This is a genomic window from Ornithinicoccus sp., from assembly GCF_057176825.1.
In genome coordinates, this window is the sequence record NZ_CM169976.1 from 962,919 (window position 1) to 986,922 (window position 24,004).

The following is a 24,004-nucleotide window of genomic DNA, read 5'->3' on the forward strand; positions in this document are numbered from 1 at the left end:
GCATCCCACGTGGGGTGCCGGTGCGGTCCCGAGGAGCGGAGGACGCCATGAGCAACGTCGAAGCCGACCCGGTCGAGGTGGCATGCGGCGCGGACCGTCCGGAGGCCGCGGTCGAGCTGATCGTGCCGCGCGAGGTCCCGCTCGGGGGCCCTCGGGCGATGCAGGTCAGGCGCACCCTGCCGAGCCGGGGCCGCACCATGGTGGGCGCGTGGTGCTTCGCCGACCACTACGGCCCGGACCGGGTGGCCGAGACCGGCGGCATGGTGGTCCCACCCCACCCGCACACCGGCCTGCAGACGGTCTCCTGGTTGTTCACCGGCGAGGTCGAGCACCGGGACAGTCTGGGGACCGTCGCGCCGGTCCGGCCGGGCGAGCTCAACCTGATGACCGCCGGTCGCGGCATCTCCCACTCCGAGGTCTCGACCGAGGCCACCGAGGTGCTGCACGGCGTGCAGCTGTGGGTGGCCCTTCCCGACGGGGCCAGGGCGATGGCGCCGAAGTTCGACACCTACGTCCCCCAGCCGTATGCCGATGGGTCGGCCCGTCTCGCGGTGTTCGTCGGCGCGCTGGGGCTGGCCGACGGGACCCGGCTGGAGTCCCCCGTGCGGGTGCACACCCCGCTCCTGGGTGCCGAGGTGACCCTGCTCCCCGGCGCCGAGGTCACGCTCACCGTGGACACCGCATACGAGCACGGAGTCCTGGTGGATGGCGGTCAGGTGGAGTTGCAGGGCACGGTCGTCCCGCAGGCGACCCTCGGCTACGTCGCGCCCGGTCCCGGCGAGCTGCGGCTGCGCGCGGGTGAGCACGGCGCCCGGGTCGTGCTGCTCGGGGGCGTGCCGTTCGGGGAGCAGGTCGTCATGTGGTGGAACTTCATCGGCCGCAGCCACGAGGAGGTGGTGGCGTTCCGGGAGCAGTGGCAGGCCGAGGTGGGCGGCGCCGAGGCCGAGCAGTTCGGGCGGTTCGCCTACGACGGTGACCCCCTCCCGGCGCCGGGGCTGCCCGCCGTGCGGTTGCGGGCCCGTGGCTGAGATGCGCATCGTCCGCACCGTCGCCGGGGTGCGGGACACGGTGGCGCGGGCCCGGCAGGAGGGCCGCCGGGTCGGGTTGGTGCCCACGATGGGGGCCCTGCACGAGGGACACCTCTCGCTCGTGCGGGCGGCGCGCGCGGACTGCGGACTGGTGGTCGTCTCGCTGTTCGTCAACCCGGCGCAGTTCACCGAGCAGTCCGACCTGGCGGCCTACCCGCGGACCGAGGAACGCGACACCGAGCTGGCCGCCGCGGCCGGGGCCGACGTCCTCTTCGTCCCCGACGTCGCGGAGGTCTACCCGGACGGTTTTGCCACCACCGTACGGGTGACTGGCGTCAGCGAGCCGTGGGAGGGCGCCCACCGCGGCGCGGCCCACTTCGACGGCGTCGCCACCGTGGTGGCCAAACTGTTCGCGATGGTCGGGCCGGATGCCGCCTACTTCGGCCAGAAGGACGCCCAACAGGTCGCCGTCGTCCGGCGCATGGTCACCGACCTGAACCTGCCCGTGGAGGTCCACGTCGGGCCCACCGTGCGGGAGCCGGACGGCCTGGCGATGTCCAGCCGCAACGTCCGGCTGTCGCCGCAGGATCGGGAGCGGGCGCTGGCGCTGCGGGCCGGGTTGGACGCGGTGGTCGCGGCTGCCGGTGGCCCCCGGGGGAAGGACGCTGAGGCGGCTGTTGCCGCGGGGGTGGCCGCGATGCGGGCGCGTGGGGTGGAGCCGGAGTACCTCGCCGTGGTGGACCCCGCCGACTTCTCCCCGGTCACCGACCTGAGCCGTCCCGCCCTGGCCGTCGTGGCCGCCCGGGTGGGGGACGTGCGGCTCATCGACAACGCGCCGATCAGCACGGACCCCGCCGACCCCGAGGAGCCCTGACGTGTCGACCAGACCCGCACCCAGCGACCCCGCCGCCGAGCCGCGCAAGCCCGTCACCCTGCCCGCGCTCGCGGCGCTCAAGCAGGACGGCGTGCCGATCGTGATGGTCACCGCCTACGACTTTCCCAGCGCGCGGACGGCCGAGGCCGCGGGGGTCGACATGGTGCTCGTCGGCGACTCCGGCGGGATGACCGTGCTGGGCTACCCCGACACCGTGCCGGTCCAGGTGGAGGAACTCCTCGTGCTGGCCAGGGCGGTGCGCCGCGGCCTGGATACGCCGTTCCTGGTGGGGGACCTGCCGTTCGGGTCCTACGAGGTGTCCGACGAGCAGGCGGTCGGCACCGCGTTCCGCTTCGTCAAGGAGGCCGGCTGCGACGCGGTGAAGCTCGAGGGTGGCGGCGAGACCTCCGTGGCGCGGGCCCGGGCGATCGTCAACGCCGGGATCCCCGTGATGGGGCACGTCGGGCTCACCCCGCAGACCGCGACCGCGCTGGGCGGCTACAAGGCCCAGGGGCGCACCACCGAGGCGGCCCTCAAGGTCGCCCGGGAGGCGCGGGCACTGCAGGACGCCGGGTGCTTCTCCCTGGTCTTCGAGGCAATCCCCGCGGCCCTGGCGGAGGACCTGATGGGTGACCTGGACGCGATCGTGATCGGGATCGGCGCCGGCCCGGCCACCGACGGCCAGGTGCTCGTCTTCCACGACCTGCTCGGCATCGGCGCGGGTGTCGGCGCCCGCTTCGTCAAGCAGTATGCCGAGGTGCAGGCAGCCATGGACGCCGGGCTGGGCGCCTATGCCGCCGAGGTCCGGTCGCGGGAGTTCCCCGCGGCGGAGCACTGTTACGGGATGGATGAGGAGCAGTTGCGCGCGTTCCGGGAACAGCGCCACCGCTGAGCCGCCTGGCGCGCGGCCGGCGCCGGGAGCTCCTGCTCAGTGCCGGTCGAGCACCGCCGCCTGGTCCGTCCCGGGAGGCAGCTGTCCGTAGAGCAACCCCGACGCGCCCAGCCGCGCCCCGACGAACGCCTCCGCTACGGCGACCGGCGCGGTGCGCACCAGGAGCGAGGCCTGCAGGGCCAGGGCGAGCGCCCCGACGAGGGGCCGTGCGGACGCCGCGGCCCGCGCCGAGCCCGGATCACTGGCCACGTCACGGGCCAGCACCCGGGTGCGCTCGAGGTGCTCGTCCAGCAGCGGGTGGACCCCGGCAGCGGTCGCGACCTCGGCCTCGAAGGCCTCCAGTGCAGCCGGCTCGCGCGCCAGCACCCGCAACACGTCGAGGGCGATCACGTTGCCCGAGCCCTCCCAGATGGCCAGGAGGGGCTGCTCCCGGTAGCGCATCGCCAGTGGGAAGTCCTCGGTGTACCCGTTGCCGCCCAGGCACTCCAGCGCCTCGTAGGCGTGGCCGGGGCCGCGCTTGCACACCCAGTACTTCGCGACGGGGGTGGCCAGCCGGCGGAACGCCTGCTCCGCGTCGTCGGCGTCCTCGTCGTGGGCGTGCGCCAGGCGCAGGGCAGTGGCCGTGGCGGCCTCGGACTCCAGCGCCAGGTCGGCCAGCACGGTCGTCATCGCCGGCTGGTCCACCAGCAGGGCGCCGAAGGCGCTGCGGTGCCGGGTGTGCCACAGCGCCTCGGCGACGGACTGGCGCATCCCGGCGGCGCTGCCGAGCACACAGTCCAGCCGGGTGCGGCTCACCATCTCGATGATGGTGGGCACGCCGCGTCCCTCCTCGCCGACCAACCACCCCACGGTGTCGCAGAACTCCACCTCCGAGGAGGCGTTCGAGCGGTTGCCCAGCTTGTCCTTCAACCGCTGGATCCGGAACGTGTTGCGGGTCCCGTCCGGGAGCACCCGGGGCACCAGGAAGCAGCTCAGGCCCCCGGGCGCCTGCGCCAGCACCAGGAAGGCGTCCGACATCGGGGCGCTGCAGAACCACTTGTGGCCGGTCAGCAGATGGCTGCCGTCGCCGGCCGGGACCGCCCGCGTGGTGCCCGCCCGCACGTCCGAGCCGCCCTGCTTCTCGGTCATCGCCATCCCCACCAGCGCCGACGCCTTGCCCGGCGCCAACTCCGGGTCGTAGTCCCGGCTGAGCAGCCGCGGCAGCCACTCGTCGGCCAGCCCGGGCGCCAGGCGCAGGCTCGCCACGGCAGCGTGGGTCATCGACACCGGGCAGGCATGTCCCGGCTCGATCTGTGCGAAGAGCATGAACGTCGCGGCCCGAGCCACCTGCGCCCCAGGTCGGGGGTCGGCCCAGGCGGCCGTGTGCGCGCCCGCGGCGACGGCCTCCCCGATGACGCGGTGGTAGGCCGGGTGGTAGGTGACCTCGTCGATGCGCCGACCCCATCGGTCGTGGGTGTGCAGCACCGGTGCGTGGCGGTGCGCCGCGGCAGCGTCGTCCTGGAAGTCGGCGGTCCCCACGAGGGCACCGATCCGGTGCAGTTCCTCGCTCGCCCAGCCCGCGGCATACCGCTCCACGCCCTCGACGAGCGGCACGTGGGTGGCGTACTCGTCCAGCCCCTCCCGGCGTGGCGCCTGGTTCGTCACCTCGTGCGTCTCCATGAGGTGACGGTAGCCCGGTGAGTCAGCCCGCTGCCGGTATGCCGTCGCGCGCCGGCGGCAGGTCCGTGACCCGTTGGCGGGTCCGGAGCGAGGCGAGATCCCGCAGCACCTGACCGGCCCGCCGCCGGGACGGCATGAAGCGCAGGAAGAAGACCAGCCGCAGGGTCCAGGCGAGCACCCCGGTGAACTCAACCCCGTAGAGCGTCGCCACCGACTTGCCGAGGCCGAAGGAGGCGGCCTGCCCCAGCCCGCGGTAGCGGAACGGCCGGGTCGGCCGCCCGCACAACGTGCGGGCGGCGTTGCGACCCACCTGGGCGCCGCCCTTGATCGCCCAGAGCGCGTTCGCGGGGACCGGTGCCCCGGTGCCCGGGTGCAGCACCCGCGCCACGTCGCCCGCGGCCCAGATCCCGTCGGTGACCGACAGGTCGGGGCGGGTGGCGAGCCGCCCCCGGGCGTCGTGCACCAGCCCGCCCAGTCCCGGAAGCTGCACCGGGCGCTGACCGATGGTGGCCAGCACCGTGCCCGCGGGGTGGACCCGCGTGGTGGGCCCGGCCCCGTCGTGCCCACTCGCCGTCGAGGTCGCTGTAGGCGCCGTCGGCGCGAGATGGCGAGGCCCCTCCAGGACGACACCGTGCGGGGTGACCGCGGTCAGCCGGGTCCGCGGCCGCACCCGAACGCCGGCCCGGCGCAGCTCCCGTTCGGCGCGGTCGGCGAGCCGCGGGTGCCTGTGGCGCAGCTCCGGGGCCAGCTGTTCACCGGGGTGGACGAGCAGGACGTCGAGTGCGCCGCGGCCGAAGTCGGCGATTGCCGCGGCCAGCTCGACGCCGGCCAGGCCCCCGCCCGCCACCACGACAGAGCGCGCCGCCGCTGGGTCCTGCGCGCAGCTGCCGCGCAGGTGTCGCTGCAGCGCCCGGAGGTCGCCGGGGGCACGCAGCGTGAAGCCGTGCTCGGCCAGGCCGGGGACCGCACCGGCCGGCTCCCGGCCCCCGGTGCCGACCACGAGCTGGTCATAGCGCAGCCGCTCCTCGCCCGCGGCGCCCGCCGCGGAGCCGGCCACCGCGCGCCGGTAGCGCACCGTCCGGGTGGCGGGGTCGACGTGCGTCACGGTGGCATGGAGCACCCGGGCGAGCGGGCAGGCCTCGGCCAGCGGGGTGCGCGTCCGGTCCAGCGGCAGCAGCCCAGCGAGCACCTCACCGGTGAAGCCGTGGAAGTTGTGGCAGTCGTCCGCGCTGATCACGACGATCTCCACCGAGCCTGTCCGCACCTGTGGCCGCAGCCGCCGGACGAGCTGTCGGTAGGCGTGCAGTGTCACGTAGCCGCCACCGACCAGGACGACGCGCCTCATGCCGGCACCGCCGTCCGGTCGGACGTCGGCAGCGGACGGCCGAACGAGGTCGGTGCCCCGGGGGTGAAACCGAGGTGGGACAACGAGGCCGCCAGCGCCCGGGTGTGATCCACCTGCTCCAGGGTCGGCACCCCGAGCGCGAAGTGACCGCGGTGCCCGGACAGTGCCAGCAGGGCCGTCTCGGCGAAGCAGGCGTAGGCCCGGCCGTCGGGCAGCCCGATGTCGCCGCCGACCAGTCGCAGCGACGGGATGTCGAGCACGCCACCGTCGACGACGGTCACGTCGGGCCGGGCGGTCAGCAGGGACGGGTCGGTGTTGCGCGGCTGCGTGGCGTCCAGCACCACGGCGCCGGGTGCGAGGTGCTCCGGGCCGAGCACGGCGTCGGCCGAGGCGGTGAGCAGCACGACCAGGTCGGCCCTGGCGACCGAGGCCAGGTCGTTGCTCATCGTGGTGTGCACCCGGTCACCCAACCGGGCGGCGAGCGCCCCGAGCTTGGGCAGGGACCGGCCGACCAGCGTGAGCCGGTCGACCGCACGGTCCCTGGCGAGCAGAGCGGCGACGGCACCTCCGACGCTCCCGGTGGCGCCCACCACGGCCACGTGCCGGCCGCCGGACGGGTCGACGTGGGTGGCCAACAGCTCCCGGGCCTGGGTGTCGACGGTCGCCGCGGTGAAGGCGTTGCCGTTGGTGACGCCGATGTCCGCCCGGTCCCGCAGCGAGACCCCGCCCGCCGTGACGGTCGCGGTCAGGGCGCCGAGCCCGACCACGGAGGCACCCAGGCCCACGGCCCGGTCCACCGCGCGGGAGACCCGCTGCCGCCCCTGCCCGGGGTGCTCGAGGAGGTGGCGGGCGCCGAACGGCACCAACACGACGTGCCCGACGGCACGGCCCCCGATCTCGACCGTGGCCATCGTCACCGGCGGCAGCGGCAGCCGCCGCAGCCCGAAGGCGTAGAGGCCGTCCGGTGCGGCCCCCAGGGGCCGCCAGACCCGGGCCAGGTCCGCACTCAGCTCGTTGCGCGGGTGGACGAGGAAGGCGAAGCTGCCGTGCGGCGTCGGGACGGACGGGCCGGCGGCCCCGAGCGAACGGGGCAGGGCGGAACTGGGCATGACGGGTCCTCTGCTGGGCGATCACGGGGGCGGCACCCGGGCGCTGCAGGCGGACCCGGGTGCCGCTGGGGTCGACCCGCTGGTCAGGTCGGCCCCCACGGAGTAGGAGAGTCGGCCGGCCCTGTCCTGATACGTCTCGCGGGCAGCCCGGCGCCGGCCCCGCTGCCCCAGTAGGGTCGCCTTCGTGGAGCCAGGGCGAGTGCTGCTGATCGACAACGTCGACAGCTTCACCTTCAACGTCGCCGACCTGCTGCACCGGGTGCTGGGTCGGGCGCCCGTCGTGTGGGGCCACGACCATCCGGCCTCGCCCGGGGACCTGCGGGAGTTCGCGGCCATCGTCGTCGGCCCCGGCCCGGGGCGACCCCAGCACCCGGCGGACATGGGTCTGAGCGACCTGGCCCTGCGCCAACGGGAAGTGCCCGTGCTCGGCGTCTGCCTGGGGCACCAGGGGATGGCGCACCTGGCCGGGGACGAGGTCGTGGAGCTCGCCCATCCGGTCCACGGCCAGGTGGGGACGGTGGACCACGATGGCACCGGACTGTTCGAAGGGGTGCCCTCCCCGTTCCGGGTCGTCCGCTACCACTCCCTGGAGGTCCGGCCCCGCCCCGGCTCCTCCCTGCAGGTCACCGCCCGCGCCCGGGAGGACGGGTGCGTGATGGGGTTGGCCGACCCGGGGGAGCGCCGGTGGGGGGTGCAGTTCCACCCCGAGTCGGTGCTGTCCGAGCACGGGGACCGGGTGATCGGCAACTTCCTCCGCCTGGCCGGGGTGCCGGTCGGGGACGCGTCGCCGGGCGGTGCGGTGGCCGTCGGCGATGTCCTCGAAACGAGGACATCGCAGGTCAGCGGCGCTCGCCAGGTCTCCCTCGGGGTGCGCCGACTCACCGCCGGGGTCGACCCGTGGGTGGCGCACGAGGCCCTGCTGGGGTCGGCAGAGACCTCGTTCTGGCTCGACTCCTCGGCCGGCGCCGCCCAGGGCCCCGCGGCCGCGGCAGCCGCCCGCTTCTCGGTGCTCGGCGACGCGTCCGGCCCGCTCTCCTACGAGGTCACCCACCGGGTCGGCGAGGGCAGCCTGGTCCGGACGGCCGGCGCACCCGAGCGCACCATGCCCGGTCGCCTGCTGGACAACCTGGCCACCCTGATGGCCCAGTGGGAGCTGGTGACGCCTCCCGGTGCCGGGCAGCCCGGGGAGCAGCTGCCGTTCGGGTTCCGCCCCGGCTTCGTGGGCTACCTCGGCTACGAGCTCAAGGCCGAGACCGACGGCTCGGCCGCGCACCGCTCCCCGCACCCGGACGCCTGGTTGCTGCTGGCCGATCGGGCCGTGCTCCTGGACCACCATGCGGGCGAGGTGTATGTCGTCTACCTGCACGACCCGGAGACCCGGTCGGCGCAGGAGACCTGGGCCGAGGCAGTGTGCGAGCGGGTGTCCTCGCTCCGGGGACAGCCCCCGGGGCCGGTGCCCCCCGGTGGGCACCGTGCTGGCGCGACGGACCCGGCCGCCACCATGGGTACGGCCGACGTGGTGGCCGGGCTACGGCATACCGAGTCCGCCTATCTCGACCTCATCGCCCGGTCCCAGGAGCAGATCCGGGCGGGGGAGTCCTACGAGATCTGCCTGACCAACACGGTGACCTGGCCGCGCCCGGTGGATCCGGCGACGGCCTACCGGGAGCTGCGGCAGGTGAGCCCGGTGCCGTTCGGCGCGTGGCTGCGGCGCCCCGGGCTGGACGTGATCGGGGCCTCCCCCGAGCGGTTCCTGTCACTCGACGCCGCGGGCCACGTCGAGGCTCGGCCGATCAAGGGGACCCGGCCGCGGGATCCCGACCCGGGCCGGGACGCGGCGCTGGCCGACGACCTGGCGACCGCGGTGAAGGACCGCGCGGAGAACCTGATGATCGTGGACCTGCTGCGCAACGACCTGCACCGGGTGTGCCGGTCCGGCAGCGTGCACGTCCCCGATCTGTTCAGCGTGGAGAGCTATGCGACGGTGCACCAGCTCGTGTCAACGATCCGGGGCCGCCTGGCCGAGGGCATGGACGCCCTGGACCTGCTCGCCGCCTGCTTCCCCGGTGGCTCGATGACGGGGGCGCCCAAGGTGCGCACCATGGAGCTGCTCGACCAGTTCGAGGGCGGCCCGCGTGGCGTCTACTCCGGGGTGCTCGGCTGGCTCGGGTTGGACGGGGCGATGGACCTGTCTATCGTGATCCGCACCGCCACGGTGGTGGAGGGCACGGCCGAGTTCGGCATCGGAGGGGCGATCACGGCGCTGTCCAACCCCGCCGAGGAGTTCGCCGAGACGTTGCACAAGGCACGTGCCCTGGCGACGGCCCTCGCCGCCGCGGATGTGACCCAGACGACGGAATAGGCGCGGCCGCATCGGTGTAGACCACACCATGAGCTCTTCCGTCCCGACCATCGAACTCAACAACGGCGTGCAGATCCCCCAGGTGGGCTTCGGCGTCTTCCAGGTGCCCGACACGCAGACCCAGCAGGCCGTCGAGGCAGCACTGGAGGCCGGCTACCGGCACATCGACACCGCCGCCGCCTATTACAACGAGGCCGGGGTCGGCGCCGCGATCAGGGCCAGCGGCCTGCCGCGGGACGAGGTCTTCGTCACCACCAAGCTGCGCAACGGGGACCAGGGGGCGCAGTCCGCGCTCACCGCGTTCGAGAACAGCCGCCAGGCCCTGGGCCTGGACGTCGTGGACCTGTACCTCATCCACTGGCCCTACCCGAGCGCCGGGCTGTTCGTCGAGACCTGGGCGTCCTTCGAGAAGCTGTATGCCGAGGGCGCGGTCCGCGCGATCGGCGTCTCCAACTTCCTGCCCGACCACCTGCAGACCCTGCTGGCGGAGGCCGAGGTCGTCCCGGCGGTCAACCAGATCGAGGTGCACCCCTCCTTCCAGCAACCGGCCACCCAGCAGGCCTCCCGCGACGCCGGGATCGCCGTCGAGGCCTACTCCCCGCTGGGCCAGGGCGTCGACCTGGACGCCGCCGCCGTCACCTCGGTGGCCCAGCGGCTGGGTGTCACCCCCGGGCAGGTCGTGCTGCGCTGGCACGTCCAGGAGGGGCGCATCGTCATCCCCAAGTCGGTCACCCCGGAGCGGATCACCGGGAACATCGACCTGTTCACGTTCGAGCTGACCGACGAGGACGTCGCGGCAATCACCGGGTTGGACAGTGAGGAGCGGATCGGCGCCGACCCGGCGACCGCCGCCTTCACCCAGGTCCGCTGAGCGGGCCACAACCCGGCCGCGCGGGGGCGCAGGAGGACCACCCCGCCTCGCCGATCGCCCGCCTCACCTCCCTGCCGGCCCTGGCGTTCCTCTTCGGGGTCGTCACGCTCCTGGCGATGGGTCCCCTCCAGGGGCTCGACGTGGCGTTGAACCGCGACTACCCGGACCCGCCGATCCCCGGCTGGGGCTTCTTCTCCGACGACCTGCTGGACCGGGTGGCGGGGCAGGCGGTCGCCGTGCCGGTCCTCGCCGCGGTGGCCGGCGCCCTGGCCTGGCGGATCCGGTCCTGGCAGCCGCTGGCCGTCGCGCTGCTCGCCGAGGTGTGCGTGATGGGGCTGGTGGGCGTGACGAAGCTGGCCACCGCCCGGCGGATCCCCCACTCGGGGCAAGAGGACTTCTTCGCCGGCGGCTTCCCGGACTACGGGCGGCACGGGATCAGCTTCCCCTCCGGGCACGCCGCCGAGGCCATCGGCCTCTACGGCGCCGTGGTGCTGCTGCTCTGCTGGTACGCCAGCCCCTCCCGCGAGACAGTGCGCCGCCTGTGGCTCGGTGTCGGGGTCATCACCGTCGCCACGGCGGTGAACTCCCTGCACCTGGGATACCACTGGGCCACGGACCTGATCGGCGGTGTCGTGGCGGGGGCCCTGGCGCTGCGGATCGCCCAGCAGGTGGCGCTCCGGTGGTTCGCCGTCCCCGCGTCGCCCCCGGTCACGGAGGCCCCGGTCACGGAGGCCCCGGTCGCGGAGACCCCGGACACCGTGGTCCCGCTGCCGCCGGTGCCGGCCCCGGCGGGCTCCGGGCAGGGACGGGAGCCGGTGCCGGTCTGAGTGGCCAGGCTCCTACTCGGCCTGGTCCAGGCCGATCACGCTCAGGTCGATCCCGCCTCCGGACCAGCTGAAGCGCACCGTCGTGCTGGAGGGGTCGGAGTGCCAGGACTCCAGTGAGACCCCCTCGTGGTACATCCGGACGGCCAGGGCGAAGATCTCGCCCGGACGGTCGGCGCGCGCGATGAGCACCGTCCCGTTGCCGAAGACCAGTCGGGCGGTGTTCTTCCCCGGGGCGCGGCGGATCGCTCGGAGCGGGACGCCGCGGGAGGCCAGCACCCGCAGCCGCGCGGCCAGCAGGGTCTGCACCGTGCTGCCGACCTCCTGCTCGACCCGGGCGAACCCCTGCTCCAACTCGGCGACTTCCGAGGGACTGAGCTCCGGCAGCACCATCGGGGAGGGTCGTCGACGGCGCCGTGCGACCAGCCACCCGACGGCGGCCAGCAGCGCGAGCGCGACCCACTCCATACCCCAGTGTCACCCCGCCGCCCCCGCGGTGCCACGACGAGTCGCGGGCCGATCAGGGGCGGAGCGGCGTCCCTGCCGACCCGTGGCTCAGCACCGCGACCAGGAAGTCGGAGTCGTCCCGGAGCGGGCGCAGGTCCCAGGTGGACAACAGCACGTCTGGGACGAGCCCGGCGTCGGCGGCGTGGTCGAGGAACTCCGGGAACGGGTATCCGCGGCCGGCGCCGAACCCGATGACGGCGCGGCCCTCCGGGGCCAGGTGTGCCGCCAGGCGGCGCAGCACCTCCTGGCGGGTGCTCGGCGCGAGGAAGGTCATCACGTTGCCGGCCGACACGATGACGTCGAACGGCTCCGGTATGCCGAGGGCCGGCAGGTCCAGCTCGGCCAGGTCGGCGACCATCCAGCGGGGACCCGGATGGTCCTCCTCGGCCGCGGCGATCAGGGTCGGGTCGACATCGACACCGACGACGCTGTGGCCAGCCCGGTGCAGGTAGCCCCCGAGTCGCCCCGGACCGCACCCGGCGTCGAGGATTCTGGCGCCGCGCCCGACCATGGCGTCGACCAGTCGTGCCTCACCGGCCAGGTCATCTCCGGCGGCCGCCATCGCGCGGAACCGCTCGACATACCAGCTCGAGTGGCCAGGATCGGCGGCCACCTTCTGCATCCACGCGCTCTGCTCGACCATGGCCCCAGCCTAGAAGTCGGCGCAGTGGCCGCGGCGTCACCGGTCCGGATCAGTGGGCGGCCGCGTCCTTGCGGCGGGGGATGAGGTGCATGACAGCGACGACCAGGGCCCCGACGAGCAGGCCGATCACCGCGGAGAAGAGGGTGTTGACCAGCCAGGCCAGGAACCCGCCGATCGCTGGCACCAGCCCTGCGACGGCCTCCTCGGCGTGGTGCACCACGTCATACAGCGCGTGCCAGCCGAGGTCGTCCACCCCGACCAGCAGGATGTGACCGCCGACCCACAGCATCGCCACGACGCCGACCACGGTCAGCCCGGTGAGCAGCTTGGGCATGCCCTTGACCAGGGCGTTGCCCACGGTCTGGGAGAACGAGGACTCGCGTTGGGCCAGGTTCATGCCGATGTCGTCCATCTTCACGATGAGTGCGACCGCGCCGTAGACGACGGCCGTGATGAGGATCGCCACCACGACCAGGATGACGGCCCGGGTCAGCAGGGGCTCGTCCGCGACCTCGTTCAACGAGATCACCATGATCTCCGCGGACAGGATGAAGTCCGTGCGGATCGCCCCGCTGACCATCGTCTGCTCCCGCTCCGGGCCCTGCTCGACGGCGGGGGCCTCCTTGGCGGGGTCGTGGTGGCCGAAGAACTTCTCGTAGATCTTCTCGGCGCCCTCGTAGCACAGGTAGGTCCCGCCGAGCATCAGGATCGGGGTCAATAACCACGGCACGAACTGGCTCAGCAGCAGGATCGCCGGGAGGATGAAGACGAGCTTGTTGCGGATCGAGCCGATCGCGATCCGCTTGATCATCGGCAGCTCACGCGAGGGGTCGAAGCCCTGGACGTAACGCGGGGTGACCGCGGCATCGTCCACCACCACGCCAGCCGCCTTCGCGCTCGCCCTCCCCGCCGCCGCCGCGACGTCATCGACCGACGCCGCGGCCATCCGGGCCAGCGCGGCGATGTCGTCCAGCAGGGCGACCAGGCCGCCGCTCATCGGGTTCCCCAGCCCGTCCGGGCAGATGTCATCACGGGACGCAAGCGTAGACGGTGTGGCGCCGGGCGCCACGCACGAGCGAGGCACGCCCCTGGCCAGCGACAATTTCACGGGTGGGCCCCGTGGGATTCGAACCCACAACCTACGGATTAAAAGTCCGCAGCTCTAACCGTTGAGCTAGAGGCCCCGGGTGGCACGGCGTGCCTGCTGCAGGATACGCGGTCGCCGCCCCGCAGCCGGCAGCGGCGGAGTCGGGCGGGGACCCGCTCAGCGGACCCGGCGGACGGGGCCTCCGGTGAGGTGCACCAGCTCGGCGAAGGTGAGGGCCAGCATGGTGTGCTCGTCGCCGCCGCCCGCCCAGACCCGGTCGTATGCCGAGAGCTCGGTGTCCACGACGGCGCGCAGCAGTCGGGGGTGACCCGTGGGAGCGACCCCGCCGACCCGCTGACCGGTGTGCTGCAGGACGAACTCGGGGCTGGCCCGGCGCAGCCGGGGGAGCCCCAGGTCGTCGGCCACCAGCGCCGGGTCCACCCGGGCTGCCCCGCTGGCCATGATCAGGAAGGGCTCCCCGCCGGCGTCGAAGACCAGCGAGTTGGCGATGGCGCCGACCTCACACCCCAACTCGGCCGCAGCTGCCGCGGCCGTCGGCACGGGGCTGGTCATCGGGGTGAGTCGGGGCTCGACGCCGGCGGCCTCCAGGGCATTGCGCACCGCGGCGACGGGGTCAGGGGCGGTCACCCGGTCACCTCCGGTGCGGCAGCATCAGGTCGACCCAGACCAGCCGGTGGTCGCTGGAGGGGAAGGGGTAGACACCGGTGAGGCGGGAGAGCGGGTCGTCGCTGGTGGGCCAGAACACCCCGGAGTCCAGGATCCGCATGCGCTTGCCCGGCAGCACGTAATCCACCCGGATGTTGCCGGGCGGCTCGGCGAAGTCGGCCGTGTCCTGGGCGGGGTCACCCAGGTGCTCCAGGTTGATGCCACCCTGCAGCCCGCTCGCCTCGACCCCACCGGCGCTCGTCCGGCGCGGAGCCGGAGTTGATGCCGGGGTGGTCCAGCAACGCGTTGATCGCCCCGTCGTAGGAGTCGCCGTCGAGCGGGTCGGCGTTCTGGTCGCCCGCGATGACGAAGTCGTCCCGGGTGCCCAACCCACCGGTCCCACCCTGGTCGTCGTAGATGTAGTCGGCAGCCTGCCCGCCGCTGACGTAGTCCGCCCAGAACCGGATCTCGTCGTGGTTGCGGCGCCCGTTTCGGTCCTCCTCGCCGTCGAAGGTGGGCGGCGTGGGGTGGCTGACCAGGAAGTGCACCGTCGCGCGGGCCGATGGTGATGGGGACGTCCCAGTGCGACTTGCTGGACAGGCGCAGCACCTGCTCGGCCTCGGGGGTGTAGAAGTCCGGTCGGGATCAGGTTGCCCGGCATGTCGATCCAGCGGAACAGCTGGAAGGTGCGGATCTCCTCGGTGTTGATCGGGTACCGGGAGTAGACGACCATCCCGTACTGGCCCTCGAACTCGCCGAAGCCGAACGCGTCGTCCGGCCCGCCGATCACGCCGTCGCCGTTCAGGTCGTGCCCGCTGGGGATCCCGGTGTTGGAGGGTGCCACGTAGTAGTAGGGGTACTCGACCGGGTCGGCGCCGTGCTGGGGGACCTCCAGGTAGTTGCTGCGGAACAGCTCGGCCGCGGTCCCGTCCGCGACGAAGTCGAACTCGTTGACCAGGAGCACGTCCGGCTGGGTGCGCTGGATGATCTCGGCCACCGCCTGGGCCTGCTCGTTGTCGGAGGTGGACAAGTCGCTGACCAACTGCCCCTCCTGCGACCTGTTCAGCGAGGCGTTGAAGGTGGCGAAGCGCACATCCCGGTCGGGCACACCCACCTCCTCCGAAGCGTGTTGCGGACGGTCACCTGCGGACGGTGCACCGGCAGCGGCGACCGTGGACAGCGCGAGTCCAGACAGCAGTGTGGCAGCGGAGAGGCCGGCGAGCAGGCGGCGGGCGGCGCGGGTGGGGTGCGGCATGCCCCCACGCTAGGTCGACGGGTATGCCGTGTCGCCCGTCCGCGGGTGAATCCTGTCCCAATTCCCGGTCACCGCAGGAGCCCAGGGTCAGCGTCCGGTCAGAGTTTGCCCAACGCGGGGCCAGCATTCGCAGGCAACTCTTGTCCCAGAAGTCACAACTCCACCATGCTGGCGGCGCCCGTACCGACTGGAGGCCCCCCGTGCGCCGCACCCTCGTCACTGCCCTTGCCGCACTGTCCCTGGCGATCGCCCCGGTGGCGGTGGGTGCGCCCGAGAGCCCCGCCGGCGACGAGCCCGCACCGGAGACGGTGTACGAGGGCGTCACCCCGGACCGCGCCGGGAGCGAGCCGGAGCCGGAGACCACGCCCAACGACGAGGGCCTGGTCGAGGACCAGCGGTACGGCCTGCTGGAGCCGGACGCCGAGTCGCTGGGCCACCTGCCGGAGACCGTCGTCGACCCGGACGCCACGAGCCTGCCGGCCCCGCAGCCGGGTGCCGAGGTGTTCAACCGCCCCTCCGACGGGATCTTCGACGTCGTCGGCGGCGGGTTCGGACACGGCATCGGAATGTCCCAGTACGGCGCGGACGGGGCGGGCAAGCAGGGGTTGACCTACCAGCAGATCCTCGGCTTCTACTACCCGGGGACGACCATGGAGACCCGCTCCACCGGGACGATCCGGATCGGCATCACGATCGACAACGACGGTGTCACCAGGGTCGCCCACCGCAGCGGGCTGCAGGTGTCCAACGGACCGACCGGGACGAAGTACACCCTCCCGTCGGGGCGCACCCAGTGGCGCGTCCAGGCCACCGGCAGCTCGGCGAGCAGCTGCCAACTGCAGGGCCGGGACAGCAACGGCAACTGGACCGCATACTGGCCCGCCGGGATGACCCAGGCCTGCCCGGTGAGCTTCAGCAGCCCCACAGAGAGCACCGTCGACCTCTACCTGCCCAGCGGGCAGTTGCGCGTCTACCGCGGCGCGCTGACGGCCACGCACATCGGCTCAGCGTCCCTGGCCACCGTCAACGCCCTGCCGATGCAGCACTACCTGCGCTCGGTGGTCTTCAACGAGATGCCGAGCTACTTCCACGCCCAGGCGCTGCGGGTGCAGGCGGTCGCCGCCCGCACCTACGCACTCCGGGGCAGTGGTGGCACCTCCTACTACGACACCTGCGACACCACCTACTGCCAGGCCTACTCCGGCCGGGGGGTGCGCAACAGTGACGGCTCCATCACCTCCCACGAGCACAGCAACACCACGGCCGCCGTGGACGCCACCAACGGGCGGGTGCTGACCTACACGTTCTCCGACGGGGTGACCCGCCTGGCCACCACCATGTACTCCTCATCCACCGGGGGCTGGACGACGCCGGGCGGCGCAGGGCACGGCTACCTGGTCGCGCAGGAGGACCCCTACGACGCCGTGGCCGGCAACCCCCGGAACTCCTGGAACGCCGAGCTGACCGCGACCTCGCTGCAGTCGCGCTACAGCATCCACCGGGTCGAGCGGATCCAGATCCTGACCCGTGACGGGCACGGCAAGTGGGGCGGCCGGGTCCTCACGGCCCGGGTCGAGGGCTTCACCTCCGGCGGGCAGTACACCTACGCCAACGCCAGCGGTGACGGTCTGATGCTGGCCCGGCCCTGGCCCACCTGGAACACCGGGCTGTCGTCGAACTACTTCACCATCACCAGCGGCGGCCAGCCGCCGGGCACCGAGCCCGTGCGGCTCGCCGGGCAGAACCGCTACGGCACGGCCGCGGAGATCGCCAAGGCGTGGAGCAGCGGGGTGAGCGTGGTGTATGTCGTGTCCGGGGACAACTACCCGGACGCCCTGGCTGCGGCCGCCCGGGCGGGGGTGTACAACGCCCCGGTGCTCCTGGTCCGCAAGGGTGAGATCCCGACGGAGACCAAGTCCGCCCTGACCCGGCTCTCCCCGGGGCGGATCGTGGTGCTCGGCGGCACCGGTGCCGTCTCGGGCACCGTCGCGACCCAGCTCAAGGGTTACGCCACCAGCGGGACCGTGGAGCGGGTCTCCGGCGCGACCCGGTACGACACAGCCGCCGCCCTCGCCTCCTACTACCCCTCGGGCGGGAGCCGGGTCTACCTGGCCAGCGGGGAGAACTATCCCGACGCGCTGGCCGCCGCGGCCCTCGCCGGCCACGAGCAGGCGCCGTTGCTGCTGACCCGGCCTGACGCGTTGGACTCCAGCACGGTGGCCCAGTTGAAGCGCCTCAACGCCGGCGAGGTGATCGTCCTCGGTGGCACCTCGGTGATCTCGAAGAAGGTCGCGGAGCAGGCGGCCACCCACACCCGCAGCAAGGGCTACACCCGGGTCTCGGGGACCGACCGCTACGAGACGGCCAGGGCCGTCGCCGCCCGCTTCCCCTCCGGGGCCTCGCCCGCGCACGTCGCGTCGGGGCAGGAGTTCCCCGACGCCCTCGTCGGGGCAGCCCTCGCCGGACGGCGCAGCACCCCGCTGCTGCTGACCCGGCCGGACCGGGTGCCGGCGGCGACGGGGTCGGCGCTGGAGCGCCAGAACCCCTCGCAGATGTACGTGTTGGGCGGTTCCTCCGTGGTGCACAACAGCACGCTGGACGAGCTCGGCACCTACCTGCAGTGACGGCGGTGGACTGACGGTTGCGGCGCGCAGTTCCCGGCCGCCGCAGCGTCGCTGTGGGAGCATTCGCCCATGACTGACACCATCCCGGCCGGGACCGGGGCCCTGCCGGAGCGGGAGCGCGTCCTCGTCGAGACCAACGGGATCGACATCATCGCCGAGTCGGAGCGGACGGCGAAGCCGTCGGACCTGTTCTGGCCGTGGTTCGCCGCCAACGTCTCGGTCTTCGGGATGAGCTATGCGGCGTTCGTCTACGGGTTCGGCGTCTCCTTCGCCCAGGCCCTGCTGGTCACCGTCGTCGGCGTGACGCTCTCGTTCCTCTTCTGCGGGATCATCGCGATCGCCGGCAAGCGGGGCTCGGCGCCGACCATGGTGCTCTCCCGGGCGGCGTTCGGGGTGAACGGGCAGAAGGTGCCCGGGGTGTTCTCCTGGATGATCTCCATCGGCTGGGAGACCTTCCTGGCGATCATGGCCACGCTGGCCACCGCGACAGTCTTCGGAGAGCTCGGCTGGAGCAGCGGCACGACCACCAAGGTGATCGCCTGCGTGGTCATCGCCACGCTCATCGTGCTGGCCTCGGTGGCCGGCTACCACACCATCATCCGGATGCAGTCGGTGCTGACCTGGCTCACCGGGGCGATCACGATCCTCTACATCGTCCTCACCTTCGGCGAGATCGACATGTCGGTGGTCACCGCGCTGCCGGGCGGGTCCACCCAGGCAGTGATCGGCGCCCTGGTGATGGTGATGACCGGCTTCGGGCTCGGGTGGATCAACATCGCGGCCGACTGGTCCCGCTACCAGCGGCGGGACGCCTCCGGCGGCAAGATCGTCTTCTGGAACACCTTCGGCGGGGCCCTGGCCCCGACCCTGCTGGTCTGCTACGGCCTGGCGCTGGCGGGCACCCAGCCGGGTCTCATCGACGGGATCGCCAACGACCCGATCGGCACCCTGGCGACGATCCTGCCCAACTGGTTCCTCGTACCCTTCCTGATCGCGGCGGTCCTGGCCCTGGTCAGCGGCGCGGTGCTGGGCATCTACTCCTCCGGCCTGACGCTGCTCAGCCTGGGCGTGAACATCCCGCGACCCGCCGCTGCCGGGCTGGACGGGCTGATCCTGACCGTGGGCACGATCTACGTCGTGTTCTTCGCCGAGAACTTCCTGGCGCCGTTCCAGAGCTTCCTGATCACCCTCGGGGTGCCGATCGCCACCTGGGCCGGGATCCTGATGGCCGACGTGATGCTGCGCCGGCGCGACTACGACGAGCACGCGCTGTTCCACGGCACCGGTCGCTACGGCAACTGGAACTGGACGTCCGTGGCGCTGATGGCCGTGGGGTCCGTGGTCGGGTGGGGCCTGGTCATCAACGCCTTCGCCGAGGACGCCGGGTGGAACAACTGGCAGGGCTACCTGCTCGGACCGCTCGGCCTCGGCGGCCGGGACGGCGACTGGGCGTGGGCCAACCTGGGCGTGCTCGTGGCCCTGCTCATCGGGTTCGTGGGGTATGCCGTGCTGCAGGCGGGTGCGATCCGTCGCCAGGAGGCCGGTGCCCCGGTGGCACCGGGGTCGCCCGCCGACGGGGCCGGTGAGGACCGGGTGCAGGCGTGAGACCGGAGGAGGCCTGGCTGGTCGTCATCGACCCGCAGGTAATCTTCGCCGACCCCTCCTCGGACTGGGCGGCGCCGCGGTTCGCCGAGATCGTCGAGCCGGTGCACCGCCTCGCCGGCCAGTTCGGTGACCGGGTGGTCCTCACGCGGTGGTTGCCCCCGGCCGCCAAGCGCGGGTCCTGGGTGCCGTACTTCCAGGAGTGGGCCTTCGCCGACAAGCCGGCGGACGACCCGCTGTTCGCCCTGGTGCCCGACGTCGCAGGACTCAGCACCCGGCATACGGTCGACGAGCCGACGTTCGGCAAGTGGGGGACCCAGCTGGAGGCCCTGACCGGGCCGGTCCCGCACCTGGTGCTGACCGGAGTGGCTACCGACTGCTGTGTGCTGTCCACGGCGCTGCCAGCCATCGACGCCGGGGCCACCGTGACCGTGGTGTCCGACGCGTGCGCCGGCTCCGACGACGCCAACCACCAGCGGGCGCTGGACGCGATGGCGCTCTATGGCCCGCAACTGCAGGTGCGCACCGCGGCGGAGGTGCTCGGCAGCTGAGCGCTCGGCACCGGGCGTAGAGCTACCCGGCGGCGGAGGCGCTGTTGCGCAGCGCCCGGGGCGTTTCCTTCACGATGACGGCGTGCAGCCACGGGCTGGTGAGGTTGCGTGGCAACGAGCGGGCCCACAGCCACGGGTCGTCGTAGAAGCTGATCGCCCGGGGGCCGGGGAAGGACAGCATCGACTCGCCCAGGTCGAGCGCGCTGCGACTGCCGGTGATCTTGTGGGTCCCGTCGTCGCGGACCTCCAGGGTGGCCACGACCTCGGTCCACCGGTGGTGGGTGGTCCGGAGCTCAACGGTGATCATGGGCCATCCTCACCGGGCGGCATGCTCCCGCGCCCGTGTCACTGCGTGTCACCCTGACTCCCTCCGCCGGCGCAACGCCCACGAGTCTAGGCAGGGTGTGTCGCTCTTGTGTCGCCACTTCGCGGGCGGGTCCCGTGCTGTCACAAGAAGACTCTGGTCCTGACGTGGCGACTCTGCTACCGAGATGGTCACTAGGCGTCTGTCCGGACCGACGCCTAGTGACCATCGCAGTAGCACAGTGGGTGCCCCGACGGTCGGCCCGTGGGATGCTCGGAGAGTGACCGACGACCTGCCCGCGGGCACCGGGCCCGGCCGCGACCTCGACGGCGAGGCGAAGGCCACCCTGCACCGCTACCTGCAACTGGCCCGCGACGCGCTGCTCTGGAAGCTCGAGGGCCTGTCCGAGTACGACGTCCGACGGCCGATGACGGCCACCGGCACCAATCTGCTGGGTCTGGTGAAGCACACGGCCAGCGTGGAGCTGGGCTACCTGGGCGACACGTTCGGCAGGCCGTCGGGGATCGCGCTGCCGTGGTTCGCCGACGGCGCCGAGGACAACGCCGACATGTGGGCGACCGCCGAGGAGACCCGGGCTGACATCGTCGGGCTCTACCACGCGGTCTGGGCGCACACCGACGAGACGATCCGGCTGCTGCCGCTGCACGCCGCCGGCCGGGTGCCGTGGTGGTCACCGGAGAAGGCGGACGTCACCCTGCACCAGATCCTGGTCCACGTCGTTACCGAGACCGACCGGCACGCCGGTCAGGCCGACATCGTGCGCGAGATGATCGACGGGCAGGTCGGCCTCCTGCCCGGCCGGGAGAACCTCCCCGGCGGCGACGCGCAGTGGTGGGCCGACTACGTCGCACGCCTCGAGCAGGCGGCCCGCGACGCCGGGCGGCAGGAGGAGGCCGGTGGCGGGACCGGGTAGGACCCGGCGTCCGCGCCGGCCGGCTCAGCCGACGAGGGCGGGGTCCGGGGTGCGCTCCGCCGACGCCTCGGCATACGGCTCCTGTGCCTCCAGTTCCCGCACCAGCGGGATCACCTGCTCCCCGAATCGCTCGACGTCCTCGCGCACGTGCAGGAAGCCCAACAGCACCAGGTCGACCCCGGCACGCTTGTAGTCCACGATCCGCCGGGCCACCTGTGCGGGAGTGCCGATCAGACCGGTGCGGAAGCCGTCGTTGTACTGCACCAGGTCCTTGAACTCACTGTCGGCCCACATCCCCTTCTTGTCCGAGGTGGCCGCGCCGGCCTGCTTCACCGCGTTGCCGAAGTCGTTGACCTTGTCGACGTCGGCCTTGGCGATGACCTCCTCGACGACGCCGCGGGCCTCGTCCTCGGTGTCCCGCACGACGGCGAAGCCGTTGATGCCAAAGCGCACCCTGCGACCGTGCGCGGCGGCCTGGCCACCGACGTCCTCGATCTGCTCGGCGGCTCCCTCGACAGTGTTGCCGTTCATGAAGTACCAGTCGGACAGGCGGCCGGCCATGGCCCGAGCCGAGGTGGAGTTGCCGCCCTGGAACACCTCCGGCTGCAGTCGCGGCTGGGGCCGGAAGGTGACGTCGCGGGTCCGGTAGAAGTCGCCGCGGTAGGTGAAGTCGTCCTCGGCCCACAGCCCGCGCAGCACCTCGATGAACTCCTCGGCGCGACGGTAGCGCTCCTCGTGGTCCAGCCAGGGCAGGCCCAGGTCCGTGTACTCCTTCTTGAACCACCCGGAGACGACGTTGAGGCAGAACCTGTTGTCGTGCAGGTCCTGTGCGGTGGCACCGAGCTTGGCCAGCACGGTCGGCGGCCACTGTCCCGGGTGGACCGCGGCGATGACCTTGAGACGTTCGGTGGCGGACAGCAGCCCCAGGGAGAAGGAGACCGACTCGTGCTGGGCGTCGGCCCCGTAGGAGGCCAGGTACCGCACCTGGGTCAGGGCGTAGTCGAAGCCGACCCGTTCGGCGGCGCGGGCCACATCGAGGTTGTAGTCCGGCGTGTGGTTGGTCCGCTGGTCGATGGTCGAGACCACCAGGCCACCCGAGACGTTGGGGACCCAGTAGGCGAAGGCGAGCGGGTCGGACCCCGGCTGGCCCGTGGTGGGGGCTGTCGCGGCGGGGGCTGCCGTGCTCGGGCGGTCGGTCGTGTCGTCGGTCATGTCAGGCTCCGATCGTGGTGGGCAACGGGGTGAACCGGCCGGCGTGGTGCACCAGGGGATTGCCGGCCGAGGAGACGGCGTGCTCGACCCGGGCGATCGCGACGAAACTGTCGCCGGCGTCGACCAGGTCGTGGATCCGGGTGATGAGTCGTGCGGTGCTCCCGTGGACCGCTGGCAGCCCGTGGTCGTCGTAGGACCATGCGCCGTCGTCGACGAAGCGCTTGCTGCGGTCGCGGGCGAAGCGGTCGGCCAGCTGCTGCTGGTCCTCGCCGAGCAGGTGCAGGGCTGCGCGCTGGGTCTGCGCGATGGTCACGAGGGAGGAGGAGGTCTTGGCGACGTTGAACGACACGAGCGGCGGGGACAGCGACACCGACACGACGGAGATCGCGGTGAAGCCGACGGGGCCCCGGGAGCCGGAGCCGGTGACGACCCATGCGCTGGCGGCGGCCCGCGCGAAGGTGCCCCGTAGGTCCACCACCGGTGGGGTGGGCTCCGCTGGTGGCGCGGCGTGGGGTCGGGCAAGGGTGGGGGACAGGCTGATGGTCATGGCGTACTCCTGGAATCAGGTGCGTGCAGGGGGCCCGGGTCGGGCCAGGCGAGAGGGTGATGCGGTGCGTGGCGAAGCTGCGAACGGCGGTCTGGCGCGTCAGGGACGACAGGCGCTGACCGCCCGGCGCATCAGGTCGACGGTGCGACGCAGGTGCGGGGCGTGGGCCGCGCGAGGGCGCTGATGGTGCTGCACGATTCCTCCATCGATCCTGGCGTGAGCACCTGCCCCGCCGGGGGTGGTTGCTGCGGCGTCAACGAGCCAGGTCTCTCGGCCGCTCTGGATGGGTGACGCCAGTCGATCACAGGATCTTCGGTCCTGTCAATCGAGAGATCTGGTCGGCCGCAGGATCAGCGGGCTTGGCGTGGTGGTTCGGCGGCACCGGAGTCGAGTGCAGCGCGTCAGCGTGCTGCGACGTCATCATGCATTGACGTCAGCCTGCCGGCACGCGCAGGTGGACGGCGCGGAGCAGGGTGAACGGTCCCGGCAGCGGGAGCCGGATGCCGGTGAGGGCCTCGGCCGCGGTCAGGCCGACCGCCAGGTCGGGGTCCGGGTCCGGGCCCAGGATCTCCGCGCTCCGCCGCGACGCTCGCCGCCCGCAGGGCGCCGAGCAGAGGGGCTGCGGCGGGTGGTGCGTCGGCGGGTGACGCGTGGGTGCGTGCGGCGTCGGCGGGTGCGGTGTCGGCGGGTGCGGTCTGGGCGGGCAGGTCGTGCTCCTCTGCGGTCTCCCCGTCCACGGCCGAAGTGACGGTGACCCCCCGCGTCGGGTCCCACCGCACGACGACAGCCACCCCGCCCAGCGAGAGCGGGTCGGCCAGGAGCGCGATGTCGGTGCCGACCGGCTCCAGCACGACGGCGCCGCCCAGGGCCGGGATGAGCCCCGTCACGGGGTCGGATCCCTCGGTGCTGTTGCGCCGGACGATGCTGGCCAGGCGGGTCCGGGAGGGCGTCGCCCGACGCAGGTGCACGACCTCGCCGACCCGGTAGTGGTCCCGCCCCCGCACCCAGATCGCGCAGCCGGAGGTGCGCAGTGGCGCGGCCCAGCGGTGCACCAGCGACCGGTAGTGGGCGAGGGCTTCGTCCATCTCGCCGGTCATGGTCACACCGT

At 72.8% G+C, this 24,004-nt stretch carries 22 protein-coding genes, 1 tRNA gene and 1 riboswitch; of the genes, 10 read left to right on the forward strand and 13 right to left on the reverse strand.

Translation table 11 applies throughout. The features are described from left to right. Positions 1–47 precede the first annotated feature (47 nt). The 3 genes from AC1QRC_RS05050 to panB are packed head-to-tail and all read left to right on the forward strand — an operon-like array spanning position 48 to position 2,794. Positions 48–1,028: a pirin family protein gene (locus AC1QRC_RS05050; RefSeq protein ID WP_484205709.1), complete on the forward strand. Its 981-nt coding sequence runs from the start codon at positions 48–50 to the stop codon at positions 1,026–1,028. A gap of 1 nt (position 1,029) precedes the next feature. Beyond that, entirely contained in the window at positions 1,030–1,902 is an 873-nt protein-coding gene (panC, locus tag AC1QRC_RS05055; RefSeq protein ID WP_484206576.1) for a pantoate--beta-alanine ligase, read from the forward strand. 1 nt (position 1,903) lies between these two features. Continuing rightward, entirely contained in the window at positions 1,904–2,794 is an 891-nt protein-coding gene (gene panB / locus AC1QRC_RS05060; RefSeq protein ID WP_484205710.1) for a 3-methyl-2-oxobutanoate hydroxymethyltransferase, read from the forward strand. 36 nt (positions 2,795–2,830) lie between these two features. Here the strand turns inward: panB and AC1QRC_RS05065 are convergent, their stop codons facing one another. The 3 genes from AC1QRC_RS05065 to AC1QRC_RS05075 are packed head-to-tail and all read right to left on the reverse strand — an operon-like array spanning position 2,831 to position 6,907. Further along, positions 2,831–4,453: an acyl-CoA dehydrogenase family protein gene (locus AC1QRC_RS05065; protein WP_484205711.1), complete on the reverse strand. Its 1,623-nt coding sequence runs from the start codon at positions 4,451–4,453 to the stop codon at positions 2,831–2,833. Positions 4,454–4,475: 22 nt separating this feature from the next. Next, on the reverse strand, positions 4,476–5,798 hold the full coding sequence (locus AC1QRC_RS05070) for an NAD(P)/FAD-dependent oxidoreductase (RefSeq protein ID WP_484205712.1): 1,323 nt from the start codon (positions 5,796–5,798) through the stop codon (positions 4,476–4,478). Continuing rightward, complete coding sequence (locus AC1QRC_RS05075; protein ID WP_484205713.1) at positions 5,795–6,907, reverse strand: saccharopine dehydrogenase NADP-binding domain-containing protein; 1,113 nt, start codon at positions 6,905–6,907, stop codon at positions 5,795–5,797. The genes AC1QRC_RS05070 and AC1QRC_RS05075 overlap by 4 nt, the downstream gene beginning before the upstream one ends. Before the next feature lie 184 nt (positions 6,908–7,091). Here AC1QRC_RS05075 and pabB point away from each other — a divergent pair, with 184 nt between their 5' ends. The 3 genes from pabB to AC1QRC_RS05090 all read left to right on the forward strand — a co-directional run bounded on the left by pabB (position 7,092) and on the right by AC1QRC_RS05090 (position 10,967). Next, positions 7,092–9,269 carry an aminodeoxychorismate synthase component I gene (pabB, locus tag AC1QRC_RS05080; RefSeq protein ID WP_484205714.1) on the forward strand — a complete coding sequence of 726 codons (2,178 nt, stop codon included), beginning with the start codon at positions 7,092–7,094 and terminating at the stop codon, positions 9,267–9,269. Between the two features lie 28 nt (positions 9,270–9,297). Then, a complete protein-coding gene (locus AC1QRC_RS05085; protein WP_484205715.1) occupies positions 9,298–10,140 on the forward strand; it encodes an aldo/keto reductase in 843 nt (280 codons plus the stop codon). Positions 10,141–10,256: 116 nt separating this feature from the next. Beyond that, the gene (locus tag AC1QRC_RS05090; protein WP_484205716.1) at positions 10,257–10,967 is read left to right on the forward strand and encodes a phosphatase PAP2 family protein; all 711 of its coding nucleotides are present in this window, start codon (positions 10,257–10,259) and stop codon (positions 10,965–10,967) included. 12 nt (positions 10,968–10,979) lie between these two features. On the opposite strand, the gene AC1QRC_RS05095 is transcribed toward AC1QRC_RS05090, so the two are convergent. The 6 genes from AC1QRC_RS05095 to AC1QRC_RS05120 form a co-directional block, all read right to left on the reverse strand. Beyond that, the gene (locus AC1QRC_RS05095) at positions 10,980–11,432 is read right to left on the reverse strand and encodes a hypothetical protein (RefSeq protein ID WP_484205717.1); all 453 of its coding nucleotides are present in this window, start codon (positions 11,430–11,432) and stop codon (positions 10,980–10,982) included. 52 nt (positions 11,433–11,484) lie between these two features. Then, positions 11,485–12,114, reverse strand: a complete 630-nt coding sequence (locus AC1QRC_RS05100; protein ID WP_484205718.1) for a class I SAM-dependent methyltransferase — start codon at positions 12,112–12,114, stop codon at positions 11,485–11,487. A 49-nt stretch (positions 12,115–12,163) separates the two neighbouring features. Beyond that, positions 12,164–13,111 (reverse strand): DUF808 domain-containing protein, encoded by a 948-nt coding sequence (locus AC1QRC_RS05105; protein WP_484205719.1) that lies wholly within the window; start codon positions 13,109–13,111, stop codon positions 12,164–12,166. 114 nt (positions 13,112–13,225) lie between these two features. Next, positions 13,226–13,298 (reverse strand) — tRNA-Lys (locus tag AC1QRC_RS05110). A gap of 80 nt (positions 13,299–13,378) precedes the next feature. Next, positions 13,379–13,849 (reverse strand): YbaK/EbsC family protein, encoded by a 471-nt coding sequence (locus AC1QRC_RS05115; protein WP_484205720.1) that lies wholly within the window; start codon positions 13,847–13,849, stop codon positions 13,379–13,381. A 4-nt stretch (positions 13,850–13,853) separates the two neighbouring features. Then, a complete protein-coding gene (locus tag AC1QRC_RS05120) occupies positions 13,854–15,122 on the reverse strand; it encodes an endonuclease/exonuclease/phosphatase family protein (RefSeq protein WP_484205721.1) in 1,269 nt (422 codons plus the stop codon). Between the two features lie 200 nt (positions 15,123–15,322). On the opposite strand from AC1QRC_RS05120, the gene AC1QRC_RS05125 reads away from it, so the two are divergent. From AC1QRC_RS05125 to AC1QRC_RS05135, 3 genes are all read left to right on the forward strand, one after another. Further along, a complete protein-coding gene (locus tag AC1QRC_RS05125) occupies positions 15,323–17,746 on the forward strand; it encodes a cell wall-binding repeat-containing protein (protein WP_484205722.1) in 2,424 nt (807 codons plus the stop codon). 69 nt (positions 17,747–17,815) lie between these two features. Beyond that, the gene (locus tag AC1QRC_RS05130) at positions 17,816–19,351 is read left to right on the forward strand and encodes a purine-cytosine permease family protein (RefSeq protein WP_484205723.1); all 1,536 of its coding nucleotides are present in this window, start codon (positions 17,816–17,818) and stop codon (positions 19,349–19,351) included. Next, complete coding sequence (locus tag AC1QRC_RS05135; protein WP_484205724.1) at positions 19,348–19,899, forward strand: cysteine hydrolase family protein; 552 nt, start codon at positions 19,348–19,350, stop codon at positions 19,897–19,899. The genes AC1QRC_RS05130 and AC1QRC_RS05135 overlap by 4 nt, the downstream gene beginning before the upstream one ends. A 22-nt stretch (positions 19,900–19,921) precedes the next feature. On the opposite strand, the gene AC1QRC_RS05140 is transcribed toward AC1QRC_RS05135, so the two are convergent. Then, entirely contained in the window at positions 19,922–20,206 is a 285-nt protein-coding gene (locus AC1QRC_RS05140) for a hypothetical protein (protein WP_484205725.1), read from the reverse strand. Between the two features lie 277 nt (positions 20,207–20,483). Between AC1QRC_RS05140 and AC1QRC_RS05145 the strand changes: the two genes are divergently transcribed. Then, positions 20,484–21,137 carry a DinB family protein gene (locus AC1QRC_RS05145; RefSeq protein ID WP_484205726.1) on the forward strand — a complete coding sequence of 218 codons (654 nt, stop codon included), beginning with the start codon at positions 20,484–20,486 and terminating at the stop codon, positions 21,135–21,137. Between the two features lie 24 nt (positions 21,138–21,161). On the opposite strand, the gene sfnG is transcribed toward AC1QRC_RS05145, so the two are convergent. The 3 genes from sfnG to AC1QRC_RS05160 all read right to left on the reverse strand — a co-directional run bounded on the left by sfnG (position 21,162) and on the right by AC1QRC_RS05160 (position 23,993). After that, positions 21,162–22,349, reverse strand: coding sequence for a dimethylsulfone monooxygenase SfnG (gene sfnG, locus AC1QRC_RS05150; protein WP_484205727.1), 1,188 nt, complete (start codon positions 22,347–22,349; stop codon positions 21,162–21,164). A 1-nt stretch (position 22,350) separates the two neighbouring features. Further along, on the reverse strand, positions 22,351–22,896 hold the full coding sequence (locus AC1QRC_RS05155) for a flavin reductase family protein (RefSeq protein WP_484205728.1): 546 nt from the start codon (positions 22,894–22,896) through the stop codon (positions 22,351–22,353). 199 nt (positions 22,897–23,095) lie between these two features. Next, positions 23,096–23,186: riboswitch (SAM riboswitch) on the reverse strand. 111 nt (positions 23,187–23,297) lie between these two features. Next, positions 23,298–23,993 carry a hypothetical protein gene (locus AC1QRC_RS05160; protein WP_484205729.1) on the reverse strand — a complete coding sequence of 232 codons (696 nt, stop codon included), beginning with the start codon at positions 23,991–23,993 and terminating at the stop codon, positions 23,298–23,300. Positions 23,994–24,004: the final 11 nt, after the last annotated feature.